General features: G+C 51.6%; 13 protein-coding genes. 11 read left to right on the forward strand and 2 right to left on the reverse strand.

Features of this window, described 5'->3' with window-relative positions; all coding sequences use genetic code 11:
- Positions 1-190 precede the first annotated feature (190 nt).
- The 8 genes from C8E01_RS17985 to C8E01_RS18020 all read left to right on the forward strand — a co-directional run bounded on the left by C8E01_RS17985 (position 191) and on the right by C8E01_RS18020 (position 12597).
- Positions 191-1210, forward strand: coding sequence for a dipeptide epimerase (locus C8E01_RS17985; RefSeq protein ID WP_207774913.1), 1020 nt, complete (start codon positions 191-193; stop codon positions 1208-1210).
- Positions 1210-2271, forward strand: a complete 1062-nt coding sequence (locus C8E01_RS17990) for an aminotransferase class I/II-fold pyridoxal phosphate-dependent enzyme (RefSeq protein WP_116544854.1) — start codon at positions 1210-1212, stop codon at positions 2269-2271. The genes C8E01_RS17985 and C8E01_RS17990 overlap by 1 nt, the downstream gene beginning before the upstream one ends.
- A gap of 119 nt (positions 2272-2390) precedes the next feature.
- Positions 2391-3656, forward strand: coding sequence for a DUF819 family protein (locus C8E01_RS17995; protein ID WP_116544855.1), 1266 nt, complete (start codon positions 2391-2393; stop codon positions 3654-3656).
- Between the two features lie 83 nt (positions 3657-3739).
- Positions 3740-4948: a C40 family peptidase gene (locus tag C8E01_RS18000; RefSeq protein WP_116544914.1), complete on the forward strand. Its 1209-nt coding sequence runs from the start codon at positions 3740-3742 to the stop codon at positions 4946-4948.
- A gap of 428 nt (positions 4949-5376) precedes the next feature.
- Positions 5377-6630 carry an ROK family transcriptional regulator gene (locus tag C8E01_RS18005; RefSeq protein WP_116544856.1) on the forward strand — a complete coding sequence of 418 codons (1254 nt, stop codon included), beginning with the start codon at positions 5377-5379 and terminating at the stop codon, positions 6628-6630.
- Complete coding sequence (gene nagB, locus C8E01_RS18010; RefSeq protein ID WP_116544857.1) at positions 6618-8591, forward strand: glucosamine-6-phosphate deaminase; 1974 nt, start codon at positions 6618-6620, stop codon at positions 8589-8591. The genes C8E01_RS18005 and nagB overlap by 13 nt, the downstream gene beginning before the upstream one ends.
- Positions 8592-8835: 244 nt before the next feature.
- Entirely contained in the window at positions 8836-11175 is a 2340-nt protein-coding gene (locus tag C8E01_RS18015) for a beta-N-acetylhexosaminidase (RefSeq protein WP_116544858.1), read from the forward strand.
- 123 nt (positions 11176-11298) lie between these two features.
- Positions 11299-12597: a sugar MFS transporter gene (locus C8E01_RS18020; protein WP_116544859.1), complete on the forward strand. Its 1299-nt coding sequence runs from the start codon at positions 11299-11301 to the stop codon at positions 12595-12597.
- Between the two features lie 131 nt (positions 12598-12728).
- Here the strand turns inward: C8E01_RS18020 and C8E01_RS21725 are convergent, their stop codons facing one another.
- Positions 12729-12881 (reverse strand): hypothetical protein, encoded by a 153-nt coding sequence (locus C8E01_RS21725; protein ID WP_165820683.1) that lies wholly within the window; start codon positions 12879-12881, stop codon positions 12729-12731.
- A 244-nt stretch (positions 12882-13125) separates the two neighbouring features.
- On the opposite strand from C8E01_RS21725, the gene C8E01_RS18025 reads away from it, so the two are divergent.
- The 3 genes from C8E01_RS18025 to C8E01_RS18035 all read left to right on the forward strand — a co-directional run bounded on the left by C8E01_RS18025 (position 13126) and on the right by C8E01_RS18035 (position 14818).
- Positions 13126-13518, forward strand: a complete 393-nt coding sequence (locus C8E01_RS18025) for a hypothetical protein (RefSeq protein ID WP_116544860.1) — start codon at positions 13126-13128, stop codon at positions 13516-13518.
- A gap of 507 nt (positions 13519-14025) precedes the next feature.
- Entirely contained in the window at positions 14026-14253 is a 228-nt protein-coding gene (locus C8E01_RS18030) for a hypothetical protein (protein WP_116544915.1), read from the forward strand.
- A 67-nt stretch (positions 14254-14320) separates the two neighbouring features.
- Positions 14321-14818 (forward strand): DUF4112 domain-containing protein, encoded by a 498-nt coding sequence (locus C8E01_RS18035; protein WP_116544861.1) that lies wholly within the window; start codon positions 14321-14323, stop codon positions 14816-14818.
- A 6-nt stretch (positions 14819-14824) separates the two neighbouring features.
- Here C8E01_RS18035 and uvsE read toward each other — a convergent pair whose 3' ends face one another.
- Positions 14825-15718: a UV DNA damage repair endonuclease UvsE gene (gene uvsE / locus C8E01_RS18040; RefSeq protein WP_116544862.1), complete on the reverse strand. Its 894-nt coding sequence runs from the start codon at positions 15716-15718 to the stop codon at positions 14825-14827.
- Positions 15719-15741 lie beyond the last annotated feature (23 nt).

The following is a 15741-nucleotide window of genomic DNA, read 5'->3' on the forward strand; positions in this document are numbered from 1 at the left end:
AATTCCCCTCTTGAGAGGGGCAGGGGGGTGTATAATTGGATAACGGCCTGTCAGAAATAGACAGCCTATACAAGGCTTAAACCTAATAATCGCCACAGTGGAAAAGTCCCCGTTGGGAGTAGGTGATGAAGAAAACAACAATCAGCAATTAACAACTATCTATACCTGACCACACAAACAAACCAACACCATGTTGAAACTAACGATACGCTCTTTTGACCTGCCGCTGCGGCATACCTTCACCATCTCCTACGACTCCCGCGATGTGCAGCCTACCATGATCGTGGAGCTGCAGCACGGTGAGCACAAAGGCTATGGCGAGGCAACCAGCAATCCGTACTACGGCTTCACCATCGAGAGCATGACGGCAGCGCTGGAGAACATTCGCGAGAAGATCGAGTCGACAGAGCTGACCTCACCGGAGGAATTCTGGGCGCAGATGCAGCCGCATTTGGCGGATCATCCCTTTGCTCTCTGTGCACTCGACCTGGCTGCTAATGACCTGTTCGGCAAAATGAAAGGGCAGCCGCTCTACAAAATCTGGGGCCTGGAAGCCAAGAACATGCCGCTCACCAACTATACCATCGGCATCGACTCCATTGAAAACATGGTGAAAAAGCTGCAGGAAATGCCGTGGCCGCTGTACAAAATCAAATTGGGTACGAAAGAAGACGTGGCCATTATCAAAGAGCTGCGCAAGCACACCGACGCCGTGTTCCGTGTGGACGCGAACTGCGCCTGGGGTATGGAGGAGACGATCGAAAATTCGAAACAATTGAAAGAACTGGGGGTGCAATTCATCGAACAGCCGATGAAAGCCGACGATCTGGAAGGCATGAAGGCTGTATATGAGCGCTCCGAACTGCCGCTGATCGCTGATGAGAGCTGCATTACTGAAAGTGACGTAGCCAAGTGCCACGGCCTGTTTCATGGCGTGAACATCAAACTCACCAAATGTGGTGGCCTGACACCTGCCCGTCGTATGATCGCAGAAGCCAAGAGCCTGGGTATGAAAGTGATGGTAGGTTGCATGACGGAGTCCAGCGTAGGTATATCGGCCATCGCGCAGCTGCTGCCTATGCTAGACTATGTGGACATGGACGGCGCTCTTTTGCTGAGCAAAGACATTGCAACCGGCGTAACCATCGACTACGGCAAGGTGAGCTACAGTGAAAACGTGAACGGTACAGGCGTTACCCTGACCGCCTAATGGCCAACAAGGTATACACGGACCAGTTGCCGGGCCGCACCCTGGTGATAGACGGGGAGGAGTTCCTGTTCTTTAGCGGGACCTCCTACCTGGGTATACCTGTCAACGAAGCATTCAGGCATTGCGTGCTGGAGGGAATGGCCCGCTACGGCACCAACTACTCCAGCTCTCGTAACTCCAACTTGCAGCTGCGGGTGTTTGAGGAGGCCGAGGAGTATCTGGCGAGGTATACCGGGGCTGAGGCGGCCTTTACCATGTCCTCGGGTTACCTGGCGGGGCAGGCGCTGGTGCAGACGCTGCAGGGGAACGGGCATTTTATCTATGCTCCAAACACCCATCCAGCCCTCTGGCGCAGCACCGCCGACGAAGTTACCGGCGATTACGACGCCTGGGTTGCTCCAATGCTGCAGCAGGTCAAGTCAGCGAAGGAAGAGCACATCATCCTGGTCTGCAACTCCCTTGACCCGTTGAAGGCCCGCAATCACGGTTTCAGCTGGTTGAGTGCTCTGCCTACTGATAAGCAAATCACGCTGATCGTAGACGATTCGCATGGCTTTGGGGTGACAGGTGAAGATGGAGCCGGTGTGTTCGCGCAGCTAAAAGCCCGTCTACAATCAAACGTTCGGCTGGTAGTGGCGAGCTCTATGGGCAAAGCCCTGGGTATACCTGCCGGGGTGGTGTTAGGCGATAAGGCCCTGGTGGATAAGTTGCGGCACAGCCATTATTTCGGTGGCGCGTCCCCTGCTATACCTGCCTACCTGTATGCCTTTTTGCGATGCGAGTCCGTGTTCAAAGAAGCACGACAGAAGCTGTTCGCTAACATCAGTTATTTCCTGGGGCATTTGGAGCGACCGGAGCAATTCAGTTACTTTGAAAGGTATCCGGTCTTTGGGGTGCGCGAACACCAGTTGGCGGCGTACCTGCAGGAGCATGGCGTGATCATTTCCAGCTTCCGCTACCCAACGCCTGCGGATGACCCGATCACAAGGATTATTCTGAGTAGTGCGCATCAGGAGGAGGATATTCAGCGATTAACGGGGTTGGTAAATCAGTTTACCTGAGACAAGCTCAAAAAGGATATCAATAACCGCTATTACAGCACCGGAAAGATTCAGATTACATCAATAAAAAGCCTAAAAATTTAAACTAAACACCCTTTCAACAGGGAAACCTGCTTTTCATGGAAGAAACCGCCGCCGCTACAGCACCCCTCATAACCAACGATGCCGTCGTGCTGGGCATTCTCATCGTCATCCTTGCCATTATCTTCAAAACCTCATCGAGTGAGCGTACCGTGTTCAAGAAATTCTACTCGGTTGTGCCGTCGCTTTTGCTCTGTTACCTCATTCCAAGCATACTAAACTCGCTCAATATCATCTCAGGAGAAACGTCAGCCCTGTACGGGATGGCTTCACGTTACCTGTTGCCGGCGAGTTTGGTGCTGTTCACCATCAGCCTCGACCTGAAAGAGATCTGGAAGCTGCGCCACAAAGCGGGGTTAATGTTTATTACGGGTACGGTTGGCATCATTATCGGTGGTCCGTTGGCTATACTCATCGTCTCCACTTTCGCACCCGATATTGTGGGCGGGCAGGGTCCTGATGCCGTGTGGCGCGGATTGACTACCATTGCGGGTAGCTGGATTGGCGGCGGCGCCAACCAATTGGCCATGTACGAGATCTTCCAACCCAGCCCGAACCTGTTCTCTGCCGTGATCGCGGTGGACGTGATCGTGGCCAACATCTGGATGGCAGTGCTGTTGTACGGGTCAGGCAGGTCTGAGAAGATAGATGCTTTCTTTAAAGCCGACAGCTCAGCTGTGAATGACCTGAAGAACAAGATCGAGCAGTATCGTCAAAGCATCATGCGAATTCCGACAATGCCAGATCTGATGCTGATTGCGGGTGTAGGGTTTGGTCTTACGGCCCTGGCGCACTTCTTCGCTGATATCATCGCCCCTTGGATCGAGGCTAATGCACCAGACCTGGCCCGTTTCAGCCTTACTTCCGGTTTCTTTTGGCTGGTGGTGCTGGCCACCACCTTCGGTATGCTCCTTTCTACCACCAAAGTCCGTAACCTGGAAGGCGCGGGGGCTTCCCGTATTGCCAGTATTTTCCTCTACATCCTGGTGGCGACCATCGGTATGCAGATGGACGTGACCGCCATTGTGAGCCAGCCAGGCCTGTTCCTGGTAGGAATCATCTGGATCTCCATGCACATGCTGTTGCTCTTTATCGTGGGTAAACTGGTAAAGGCACCATTCTTTTTCCTGGCAGTGGGAAGTCAGGCCAACGTGGGCGGAGCTGCCTCAGCGCCAATTGTGGCGGCAGCCTTTCACCCGGCGCTGGCTCCGGTAGGAGTGCTGCTGGCAATACTAGGCTATGCGGTGGGAACCTATGGCGCCTACATCTCCAGCATACTCATGCAGCTGGTGGCGCCTCAGTAACGAATTATTATAGAGAGATAAATGTTTAGTGAATAATGCTGGCAACAGGCTCGCGGGCTGACAGCCGATTTAAAACCGATACTATGATCAAGAAGAACCCATTCGTGCTTTTGTTTTTGCTGGTGCTTGCTTCCTGCACCGGCACACAAACCACTACCTCCGAAACTGCTACAGCAACTAAGGTGGAGGCTGCAGCTTCCCCGGCCAAAACACACATTGATGCTGTGCGGCAACAGTTTGCGCCAGACAAGCGGGTAGCGCTGTTTGATGTGGAGCCCAATGGTAATGTGCTGCGGGGTGAGACCAACATGCCCGAGGCCAAAGCCGATTTGTTGAAGCGTTTGCAGGCGGCCAATGTGACGTTCGTAGACAGCATACAGGTGCTGCCGGAAGCAGCCCTCGAGGGGAAGAACCAGGCCATCGTGACGATCTCGGTAGCCAACCTGCGCTCGCAGCCAAAGCACTCTGCCGAACTAGCCACGCAGGCCACCATGGGCACTCCGCTTAAGGTATGGAAGAAGAAAGACAGTTGGTACCTGGTGCAGACGCCCGACCACTACCTGGCTTGGGTGGACTACGGCGGTGTGGCCTTGATGGACCAAACAGCCTTCAACAAGTGGCAGCAGGGAAAGAAATTGATTTACACCAAAACTTATGGGTTCGCCCACGCTAAGGCAGACAAAAATGCTACTACCGTATCAGACATGGTGTATGGCGACGTGATGGTGCTGAAGAACAAGACAAAAGATCACTACGAAGTTAGCTTCCCGGACGGCCGCACCGGTTTTGTTGCTGCTGCCGAAGCAATGGATTTCAAGGAGTGGGTAGCCACCCGCAAACCAACTGAAGAGAATCTGGTAGCTTCCAGCAAAAAAATGCTCGGTATGCCATACCTGTGGGGCGGCACTTCCGTGAAGGGTATGGACTGCAGCGGCTTTACCAAAACCATTTTCTTTATGAACGGGCTGGTATTGCCGCGTGATGCTTCGCAGCAAATTCATATCGGCGAACTGGTCAACACCGACAAAGGTTGGGATGAGTTGCGTCCGGGTGACCTGCTGTTCTTCGGCGTGCCTGCCAAAGAAGGCAAGCCAGAGCGTGTCGTGCACGTAGGCATGTGGATCGGCGGTAACCAGGAGTTCATCCATTCTGCCGGCCGCGTTCGCATCAACAGCATGAACCCATCCGCCGAAAATCATGATGCTTCCGAGCTGGCACGCTTCCTGCGAGCCAAACGCGTGTCGCCTGAGGCGACGCTGGTGGATTTGCGCGAAAAGCCACTGTATGAGTAAGGTATAGCAGTGATAAGTTAGATGATTTAGAGGCAGTAGCGCGAGCTACTGCCTTTTTTATTGTCATTTCGACCGGCGGGAGAAATCTGGAATCTTTGTGAGTTCCTTTTTATGGTGCGAGCGTGGACGCTTGCGCCATCCGTACTGCATTAGCCATACTTCTTTTGTTTATGCTTTTCCTATTGAAACAATTCATATAGGCGGAGCCAAACTTACCTGCCTGTTTTTCATTAAGCGCTATTGGAGGACACGTATACAGCCTATCTTCCTGTAGCAACTACACAAGTTCTATCAAAAATTATCTCCACAACTGGCTATTTGGTAAACTTTTATTGGATCACCTTAAACTTTTATAAAAATTTAATAAAAGTTATTTGATTATCAGGCCTTAATTCTCGTACTTTATGTTAGTACATTAAAACTAAAGAATGGGCGCATTCCTGGCAATGGAAGAGGGGTATCTGGAGAAACTGAACCACGTGGAGCGGAAGAAGTACCTTCAGAAAATCAAGATCGTGCGGCACCTGTACGTGAAGGGTGCCCGGTCCAATGCCGATATCTGCAACCGCTTCAGCATCAGTTCGCCGACCTCCATGGCTTTGCTCAACGAACTGATGGCAGACGGGCTGGTGGAGAAGCAGGGAAGAGGCGAATCGGTAGGTGGTCGTAAGCCGGAGCTGTACGGTCTGCGCAACAACTCGCTTTTCGTGCTGAGCATCGAAATGGAAAAGTTCAGCACCCGCATGGCCATTTTCGATGGTACGAACAACAACATCACCGGCATCCATACCTTTCCACTAAAGCTTTCTAAGGATCTTAGCGCTGTCGAGGAGCTATACCAACATGCCAGCAGTCTGGTGCTTTCGACGGGTATAGACGCCGACAAACTGATGGGCATCGGCTTGAGCATGCCGGGGCTTGTTTCTTCCCGCGAAGGCGATAGCTATACCTATCTGCTTACTGGTCAGGACGAAACACCGCTGCAGGATTTACTGGCGCTCAGGTTCAGTAAGCCGGTCTACATTCAGAACGACGTGAAGAGCATTACGCTGGCGGAGCACCGCTTCGGCGCGGCGCAGGGCAAGCGCGACGTGCTGGTGCTCACATTGGATTGGGGTATCGGCCTGGGAATCATCCAGGATGGCAAACTGCGTGTGGGCACCTCCGGATTTGCGGGTGAGTTTGGCCATATTCCTTTTATAGACAACGGTGTACTGTGCCACTGCGGCAAGCGCGGCTGTCTGGAGACAGTAGCATCCGGAAGTGCGCTGGCACGCATGGCCCGCGAAGGACTGCAGGCCGGGCAGGATACTTTGCTGAAAGCGCTGTCGGACCAGGAACCGGAGAAAATAGAACCGCAAGCCATCATACAGGCTGCCCACGAAGGGGATCAGTACGCGATCAACATACTGGCCGAAACAGGCCGCAACCTGGGCAAAGGCATTGCGATGCTGATACAGCTGTTTAACCCGGAGTTGATCATTATCGGAGGAAAAATGGCTGAAGCCCGGCAATACATCACTACCCCGATCCAGCAATCTATCAACACCTACTGCATGACGCAGCTGCGCGAGCGCACTGAAATAGCACTTTCCAAACTGGGGGCACAGGCAGGTATACTGGGACCGGTGGCCACGGTGATGGAGCGCATTTTTGAGCACCGCATCGAATCAACGAAATAAGCGAACAACGAAACACAACATCACATTATAGCACAAAGAAAATGGCACGATTAAATCTTCTGGAAGAAACCCGTTTTGAAAAGCTTCCGGTTACCGTTTACTCCGATGAATATGTCGCTTCCGTGAAGGTGGCGCAGCGTATAGCGGAGTTAATCCGATACAAACAGGGGCGCAACGAAAAGGCTGTGCTGGGTCTGGCCACTGGTGCCACTCCCGTGAAGGTATATTCCGAGCTGGTGCGCCTGCACCGCGAAGAGGGCCTGAGCTTCCGCAATGTGATCACCTTCAACCTAGACGAGTACTACCCGATGCAGCCGACTGCGGTGCAGAGCTACGTCACGTTCATGAACGAGAATCTCTTCGACCACATCGACATCAACAAAAACAATGTGCACATACCAGACGGCACTTTGCCGCTGGAGAGAATACACGACTACTGCCTGGATTACGAGCGCAAAATTGAGTCGGTAGGCGGGCTGGACCTGCAGCTGCTGGGTATCGGTCGTACGGGCCACATCGGTTTCAACGAACCAGGTTCTGCGCCAAACTCAGGTACGCGCCTGGTGACACTCGACGACCTGACCCGCCGCGATGCCTCCCGCGATTTTGGTGGCAAGGAGAATGTGCCGCGCAAAGCCATCACCATGGGCATTGGTACCATTTTCAAAGCGCGCGAGATCATTCTGATGGCCTGGAGCGGTAAGAAAGCGCCGATCATAAAGAAAGCGGTGGAAGGCGAAATATCGGGCGATGTGCCAGCTACTTACCTGCAGCTGTCTGATAACGTGGAGTTTGTGCTGGACCAGGATGCAGCTTCCGAACTGACCCGCTTCGATACGCCATGGCTGGTGAAGGACTGCGTATGGGATGATACCCAGATCAAGAAAGCGGTTATCTGGCTGTCGGAGACGGTGAAGAAGCCGATCCTGAAACTGACCGAGGAGGACTACAACAACCACGGCATGGCCCAACTGATCACCGAGAAAGGTACGGCTTACGAGATCAACATCGATATTTTCAACAAATTGCAGAGCACCATCACCGGCTGGCCAGGTGGCAAACCCAACGCCGACGACAGACGTCGTCCGGAGCGTGCCGAGCCTGCCCGCAAGCGTGTGGTGATCTTCTCGCCGCACCCCGATGACGACGTGATCTCGATGGGGGGTACCTTTATCCGACTGGTGGACCAGGGGCACGATGTGCACGTGGCGTACCAGACTTCCGGCAACACAGCCGTGTGGGACGATGATGTGCTGCGCTACATGGAGTTTGCCATCGACTTCAACCAGAGCATTGGGCAGGATACGGATCACCTGGAAAACATATACGAAGACATGCGCGGTTTCCTGGAGAACAAGCAGCCGAACCAGCTCGATACGCAGGAAATTCGCGATGTGAAAGGCTTTATCCGCAAGAGTGAGGCCATTGCCGGCGCCCGTTATGCCGGTCTGGATGATGATCACATTCACTTCATGGCATTGCCATTCTATGAAACAGGCAAGACGGTGAAGAAGCCGGTGACCGATATTGACGTGGAGTTGACCATCGAACTGTTGCAGAAGGTGAAGCCGCACCAGGTGTTTGCCGCAGGCGACTTTGCCGATCCGCACGGCACCCACATCGTTTGCTTCAATATTGTGCTGGCCGCCCTAAGCCGTCTGCGCGAAACCGAAGAGTGGGCCAAAGACTGTTGGCTGTGGATGTATCGCGGTGCCTGGCACGAATTCGCTACCCACGAGATCGAAATGGCCGTGCCGCTGTCGCCGCAGGAAGTGGAGCGCAAGCGCAACGCTATCTTCAAGCATCAGTCACAGAAAGACTATCCGGTGTTTCCGGGTGACGATGCCCGCGAGTTCTGGGTACGTGCCGAAGAGCGCAACCGCGAAACCGCCAAGAACTATGATGACCTGGGCCTTGCTAACTACGAGGCCATGGAAGCTTTCGTGAAATGGAGATTCTAGTTTAACAATGACAGCTAAAACGAAGCAAATTGCTTAGCTTTGTTTTAGCTGTTTTTTATTTGTCCGGGTTTGTAAAAATGACCCAGATTTAATCACAGGTCTCGTTACAATTTGTTTTGTCATCCTGTAAGGATCTTGTTAAAAAGCAGTATAGGCTTGACTCCTTAGGTAGAAGCCTTTTTTATCAACCAAACAGCATCGCTCTTAAGCATTACCAACACCCTTAAAAACACGCATTTCTGACATGATTTTCAGAAAAAATATTCTTACCCTTTTGCTCTCGCTTTTCTGCACGGCAGGTATAGCTACGCTTTCACAAGCGCAGGTAAAGCCGGAGTCTTTGTCGCTGATACCGCAGCCCGTGAAGTTGACCACCCAGAAAGGAGGCTTCCTGGTGCAGCCCTCCACCAAGGTATACGTTGATCCTAAAAATGACGATCTGCTGCGCGTAGGTGAGTTTCTGGCCCAGCACATGGAAGGGGCCATCGGCCACAAACCGGAGGTGATCCGGAAGAAACCGAAGAAAAAAGAGACAAACCTGATTTACCTGACACTCAAGACAGACAATGACACACTAGGGGCAGAGGGCTATTCCCTGAGCGTGACGCAAGGCCGCATAACACTGGCTGCCAAGGAAGCACATGGCGCTTTTTTAGGTATACAGACTGTGCGTCAGCTGCTGCCTGGCCAAAAGACATCAGAATCGGCGCTTATACCTGCGCTTCAGATTGTGGACAAACCCCGCTATACCTGGCGCGGCATGCACCTGGATGTAACCCGCCACTTCTTCCCGGTGGAGTTTGTGAAGCAGTACATCGACTACCTGGCCATGCACAAGCTGAACAGCTTCCATTGGCACCTGACCGACGACCAGGGCTGGCGCATCGAGATCAAAAAACACCCGAAGCTGACTGAAGTTGGGGCCTGGCGCGACAGCACCCTGATCGGCCATTACTGGGACCTTCCGCAGACTTACCGCAAGCGCCGTCACGGCGGTTACTATACCCAGGAACAAATTAAGGAAGTGGTAAAGTATGCGCAGGATCGTTTTATCAACGTAGTGCCTGAGATCGAAATGCCGGGCCATGCACTGGCGGCACTGGCGGCCTATCCGGAGCTTTCGTGTAACGGGGGGCCCCACAAAGTAGAATCGAAGTGGGGTATTTTCCCTGATATTTTCTGCGCAGGCAACGAGCAGACGTTTGCCTTCCTGGAAGACGTACTTACGGAAGTAATGGAACTATTCCCAAGCAAAGTCATTCACATAGGAGGCGACGAAGCACCAAAAACCCGCTGGAAGGTATGTCCGAAATGCCAGAAGCGCATTGCTGATGAAGGCCTGAAAGACGAGCACGAATTGCAGAGCTATTTTGTGCAGCGCATGGAGAAATTCGCCAACAAAAACGGCCGCATCATCATTGGATGGGACGAGATTCTGGAAGGCGGTCTGGCGCCAAATGCCTACGTAATGTCGTGGCGCGGTACCAAAGGAGGTATAACGGCCGCCAAAGAAAAGCACTACGTGGTGATGTCACCGGGTTCGCCCCTGTACTTTGACCACTACCAAGGCGAGCGCGACCTCGAACCGACCACCATACACGGGTATAACCCGCTTTCTAAGGTATACGCCTACGATCCAACGCCGAGCGAACTGTCAGCCGAAGAGAAAAAGTACATACTGGGCGCGCAAGCCAACATGTGGACCGAATACGTCTCCACTGAAGAGCACCTAGAGTATATGGTGTTCCCGCGCATAGCAGCTTTGAGCGAAGTGCTGTGGACGCCTGCCAAACTAAAAGACTGGAAAAGCTTCCAGAACCGCATGACGGAGCAGTACAAGCGCTACGACGCCATGGGCATCAACTACGCCCGCAGTGCCTTCAATGTGAAGCAGCAGTTGCAGGTAGACACGACAAGCAACCGGGCCAACGTTACCTTTGAGACGGATGCCGCAGATGTGACCATCCACTATACCCTGGACGGATCGGATCCAAACACCAGGTCGCAGGTATACAAGGGGCCGTTTTCGCTCAACAGAACTTCGACTATTAAAGCGGGCTCTTTCGTGAACGGCAAACTGGTTGGCAAAGTAAGCACCCGCACCTTCGAAGCACACAAGGGTTTTAACAAAAGCATCACATTAACTACCCCGGCTCACCAGAACTTCGCCGGCAAGTCGAAACTGGTGGACGGCCTGAAAGGCTCGACGGATCAGTATGACGGCCACTGGGTTGGCTTTCTGGGTACAGACGTGGAGGCGATCCTTGACCTGGGAAAAGAGCAGCCGATTAAAAGGATGAGCACCAACTTTATGCAGCACATCGGCTATCGTATTTTCCTGCCGGTTCAGGTAGAGTATGCCTTGTCGGTGGATGGCATCCGATATGTGACTGTGGATACGATCGATGACCCGAACCCACTAGGTGCAGAAGGCATTACGACCCATGAAGTTGCTGCCACAATCCCGCTTACCCGTGCCCGCTTCGTGAAAGTAAAGATCCGAAGTGTGGGGGTGAGCCCTGAAAAATACCCGTCAGCCGGACAGAAAACCTGGCTGATGCTGGATGAGATCGTAGTGGAGTAATTTGGAAGTTAAATTTAAAGGCTGTAACACCTGATATCAGCAAGATAAATTTTATATTGTACTCTTATTCCTGTGCTCAGGCACCGGAAACAGTTTTGCACCTTATCTATACCTAAACTTAACATGACTAAAGTAGCCCCTTCCGCAAACAGCAAGACCGGGCAGGAGAATGCTTCTGATGGGTACATGCGCTCGATCATCATCATCGGTGCCCTGTTCTTTATCTTTGGCTTCGTCACCTGGCTAAACTCCGTGTTGATCCCATACCTCAAGATCGCCTGTGAACTTAACGATTTCCAGTCTTATCTGGTAGCTTTTGCCTTTTACATTTCCTACCTGGTAATGGCGATTCCTTCGGCCTGGCTGCTCAAGAAGACGGGCTTTAAGAAGGGCATGTCGGTTGGCTTGCTGATCATGGCGGTGGGTGCCGTTATTTTTGTGCCGGCGGCGATGACGCGAATTTACGAACTGTTCCTGCTGGGACTTTTTGTGCAGGGCACAGGTTTGGCGGTGCTTCAAACGGCATCTAACCCCTATGTAACCATACTGGGGCCATTGGAAAGTGCCGCCAAGCGCATCAGCATCATGGGTATCTTCAACAAAGTGGCCGGTTCGCTGGCTCCTATTGTGCTGGGTGCCATTGTGCTTTCTAATGCCGATGCTCTCGTAGAAAGCCTGGGTACGATGAACGCAGCCGAAAAAGCTGCAGAATTGAACGCCCTGGCTGCTAAAGTAATTACCCCATACCTGGTGATTGTGGCCGTACTGATTGTGCTGGCAGTGCTCATTTATTTCTCGTCATTACCTGAGGTAGACACCGACCAGGAAGACGAAACAGTAGCCGCCGCCAATACCAATAAGACAAGCATTCTGCAGTTCCCACACCTGCTGATGGGAGCTTTTGCCCTTTTCCTGTATGTTGGTGTAGAAGTAATGGCCGGTGACACCATCATCAGCTATGCCGCTTACGGTCAAGGTATACCGTTTACAGAGGCTAAGTTTTTCACATCCGTTACCCTGATCGCCATGATCGTAGGTTACCTGATCGGCATCGCAGCAATTCCGAAGTATATACGACAGGAGAAGGCACTGCAGATATCTGCTGTGCTGGGTGTGCTGTTTACGATCTCAGCGATCATGACGGAGGGCTACATTTCGGTGCTTTCTATCGCCTTGTTGGGTTTTGCCAATGCGCTTATGTGGCCTGCCATCTGGCCGCTTGCCCTGGCTGACCTTGGCCGTTTCACCAAGATCGGGTCTTCGTTTCTGATCATGGGTATAGCGGGTGGTGCCATTCTGCCATTGATATACGGCGCATTGTCTGATGCCGTAGACTCGCAGCAGGCTTATTGGATCATGGTGCCTTGCTACCTGTTCATCTTATACTTTGCCATTGCCGGTCATAAAGTGCGTACAAAGTAAAACAGCTTTATACTAAACAGAGACAGGAGCCCCGCAAGAGGCTCCTGTCTCTGTTTTATGGGTATAGGTGCAACCTTTAAGTCACAGTTAAAACCGTAATCTTAAGGGTGAAAGCCAGGTATAGGTGTTTACTATATAGTATTTGGCAAGATTGTTGATTCTGCAGCTACAGTTGTTGTGGCTTCAGGTATAGCTACAGCCTGTGCCTTGTTGTCGTCGCATGATGAGAAAAGGGCAAGTACGAGTAGGGTCAGCAGCAGCACCCCGTATAGTCTGTTCAGCATGGCTTCTCAAGTTTAGCATGCCAGCAGTTTGGCATAAGCGTAATTACGCAGGCTCCTTCAGATTAGTTGAGCCCTGGTTGCCGAAGCAGCCAAATAATTTTATAGGACGGAAACGATGGATAGTTTAGTTTTTAAAACAATTGCATTATTTATACCCATCGGCATGATTAGGTATGCAGGTAAGTACATACATTTGCGCCTGCCAAACAGGTTTTAACTCTCATAATTATAAAACAATCTCACTATGCAACGCCTTAGACTCCTACTCCTGATTGTACTGTCTGTCGCCACTATGGCATCTTGTACCACCTCTCGCAAGAAGAACAGCAACACCGGTGGGGTGGTCATCATCAAAGACAGCAAAGCCGGCCATCACAAGGGCTACAAAAAAGGCTGGACCAAGAACACGAACAATCCGCACCATCCGCGCACCACTAACCCGGGCCATACCAAGCACAAGCAGGGTAAAGGCGGCAACACCGTTATTATTGTAAATAACAACAATACTACGGTTAGGCAGGCAGCACCGAAAGGCAAACCAGGACATGGTAATCACCACAACGGAGGCAAAGGAAAAGGTAACCAAGGCAACGGCAATAATGGCAAGCACGGCAAAGGAAAGGGCGGCAAGAAATAAGCGGCTTCCTTCTTTGGCAAAGTATAACAGCAGGTATAGGCAAGTTCCGTTTCGGGCTTGCCTTATTTGTTAGTGGTGATACGTGACCAAAACTTAGTCGATGGAATAGCACGATTTGTATATAGAAAACCTGATTAGGTATAAATACCAAGTTATTATAATTACAAATTGGGTATGTTTATGAACTATCCCATACACTATTATGTCGGATGTATTTGCGTATGCCCTTTCCAAGCGATGAACAACAAACTATAATTTGAAAGCCCTTACAAGAAGAAGGTGCTTTATGCTGTCTCCCTTTCTAGTATGTAGGTAGTGCAAGGAGCGCCAGCACAGTGGGGCATTTGAAATTATAAAATCTAAGGCCATCATCCACAGGTAAATAGTCCTGTGCATGATGGCCTTTGTTTGTTGGTATAAATCGAGGGATTAACTGAACAATTTTTGGTGTATATAGGTATATATATTATATTAGATACTCGATACTCACCAAATAATCAGAACCTTATGACTTTGTTAAGATTTACGCTACTGATCATCCTGGTTATCACCCTTTCGTCCCTTTCTTCATGCTCCTCTTTCAGTCGCAGCAGTCACGCCATTGTGGTAGACGATTACAGTAGCATGCGGTATGTAAAAGGAAAACCGGACAGGGTACATAAAAAGTGGAAGTCAAAGTCGTCTTATACACCCAGAAACAACAAGGTGGCAAAGAGGCGAACTGCTGACTGGTAGCTCCACGATAAGAAACTGAGGAAAGGCCAAACTCCTACTTTTGTCTACAAGCTGCGTATAGGCAGCTATGGAAACGGCAAATACGCACTATACCCGCACACCCCGCACCGAAAGCCTGAAATGGGTAGACCGGATGACCCACTTAATGGATAACCAGTTCCGCATGCCGGGTACTAACTGGCGGTTCGGGCTCGATCCTATTCTTGGGCTATTCCCGGTGGTGGGTGACCTGGCTTCATTTAGTGTGTCCGCTATGCTGATTCTGACCATGGCCCGCCATGGGGCGAGTGGCAAAATGGTGACCCTGATGCTACTCAACGTAGCACTGGATGCCCTGTTCGGGAGTATTCCCATCCTCGGCAATATCTTTGACTTTGCCTTTAAAGCGAACGAACGCAATGTACGCATGCTGAGGGCGCACTATGAGGAGGGTAAATACCAGGGAAGTGGCAAAAAAATTATTATGGGCGTCATTGTTGGAATCATCGTAATAGGCATTCTGCTGCTTTGGGCCCTATGGGAGTTGCTGGCCTTTGCATTTCAACTGGTGCAAGGCTGGCTCTAAATTGGGCTATATTCTGCCAAGTTCCTTTGCCACAGCCACTGCCTTGTGCGCACTGGCTTCCTTGTCCTTTATTTCCAGCATAATATCCATGTCGATGCCTTCGGTTTCTACAAGGAAATCGTGAAAAGCCTGTTCTCCGATGCTTTGCACATGCTTGCCTTTCCGTTCCCCCGGAGACTGGGCGCTGTAGTCCACCATCAGGATGCCATCGCGTGCAGGTTGCCAAGTTTGGGCCGCCAGCATCACCGCCTCCCGCATAGGCTCCCCGTTGTTCACACACTCATGGTGCAGGTTGTCGAAAATGATGGGCATTCCCGTGAGCTCGTGCAGCACCAGGCAGTCGGTGAGACTGTAGGTGCGGTCGTCATTCTCAACACAAAGGCGGGCTTTTACTTCCTCGGGTAGCATGGTGTGGTATACCTCAGCAAAGCGATTGAGCGCGGATTCCTTATCGCCATAGGCACCACCACCGTGTATCTGCAGTTTGGCTGTGGCGTCAAGCCCCATTAGGTCGAGGATGCTGCCTTGGTAAACCAGTTCGGCAATACTGTTCTGCACTGTTTGGGGGTTTGGGGAGTTGAGTACCACAAACTGGTCGGGGTGCATGGAAATGCGCAGATCGTGGCGCTTGATGTAATCGCCGAGACGGCGCAGGGTCAGTTTAAAATGCTCCTGCCAGTTATAGGTGTTGATAGGATGCGATGCGAAAGGCACCAGATCGGACGTGAGTCGGAAGAAGTGCAAACCATTCTCCACGTTAAACTCCAGTATGCGGCGCAAGCAGCTCAGGTTCTGCTCTACTGTTTGTATCAGGCGCTCCTCGGAGTAAGAGGCTAACCGAAAAGTCCGGGAGGAGGAACAGTCAAGCGTCTGGTTGATGCAGGGGTATCCGATTTTCATAAGGTATACAGGTATGGCTATAC

Source organism: Pontibacter virosus (assembly GCF_003096355.1).
Classification (GTDB): Bacteria; Bacteroidota; Bacteroidia; order Cytophagales; family Hymenobacteraceae; genus Pontibacter; species Pontibacter virosus.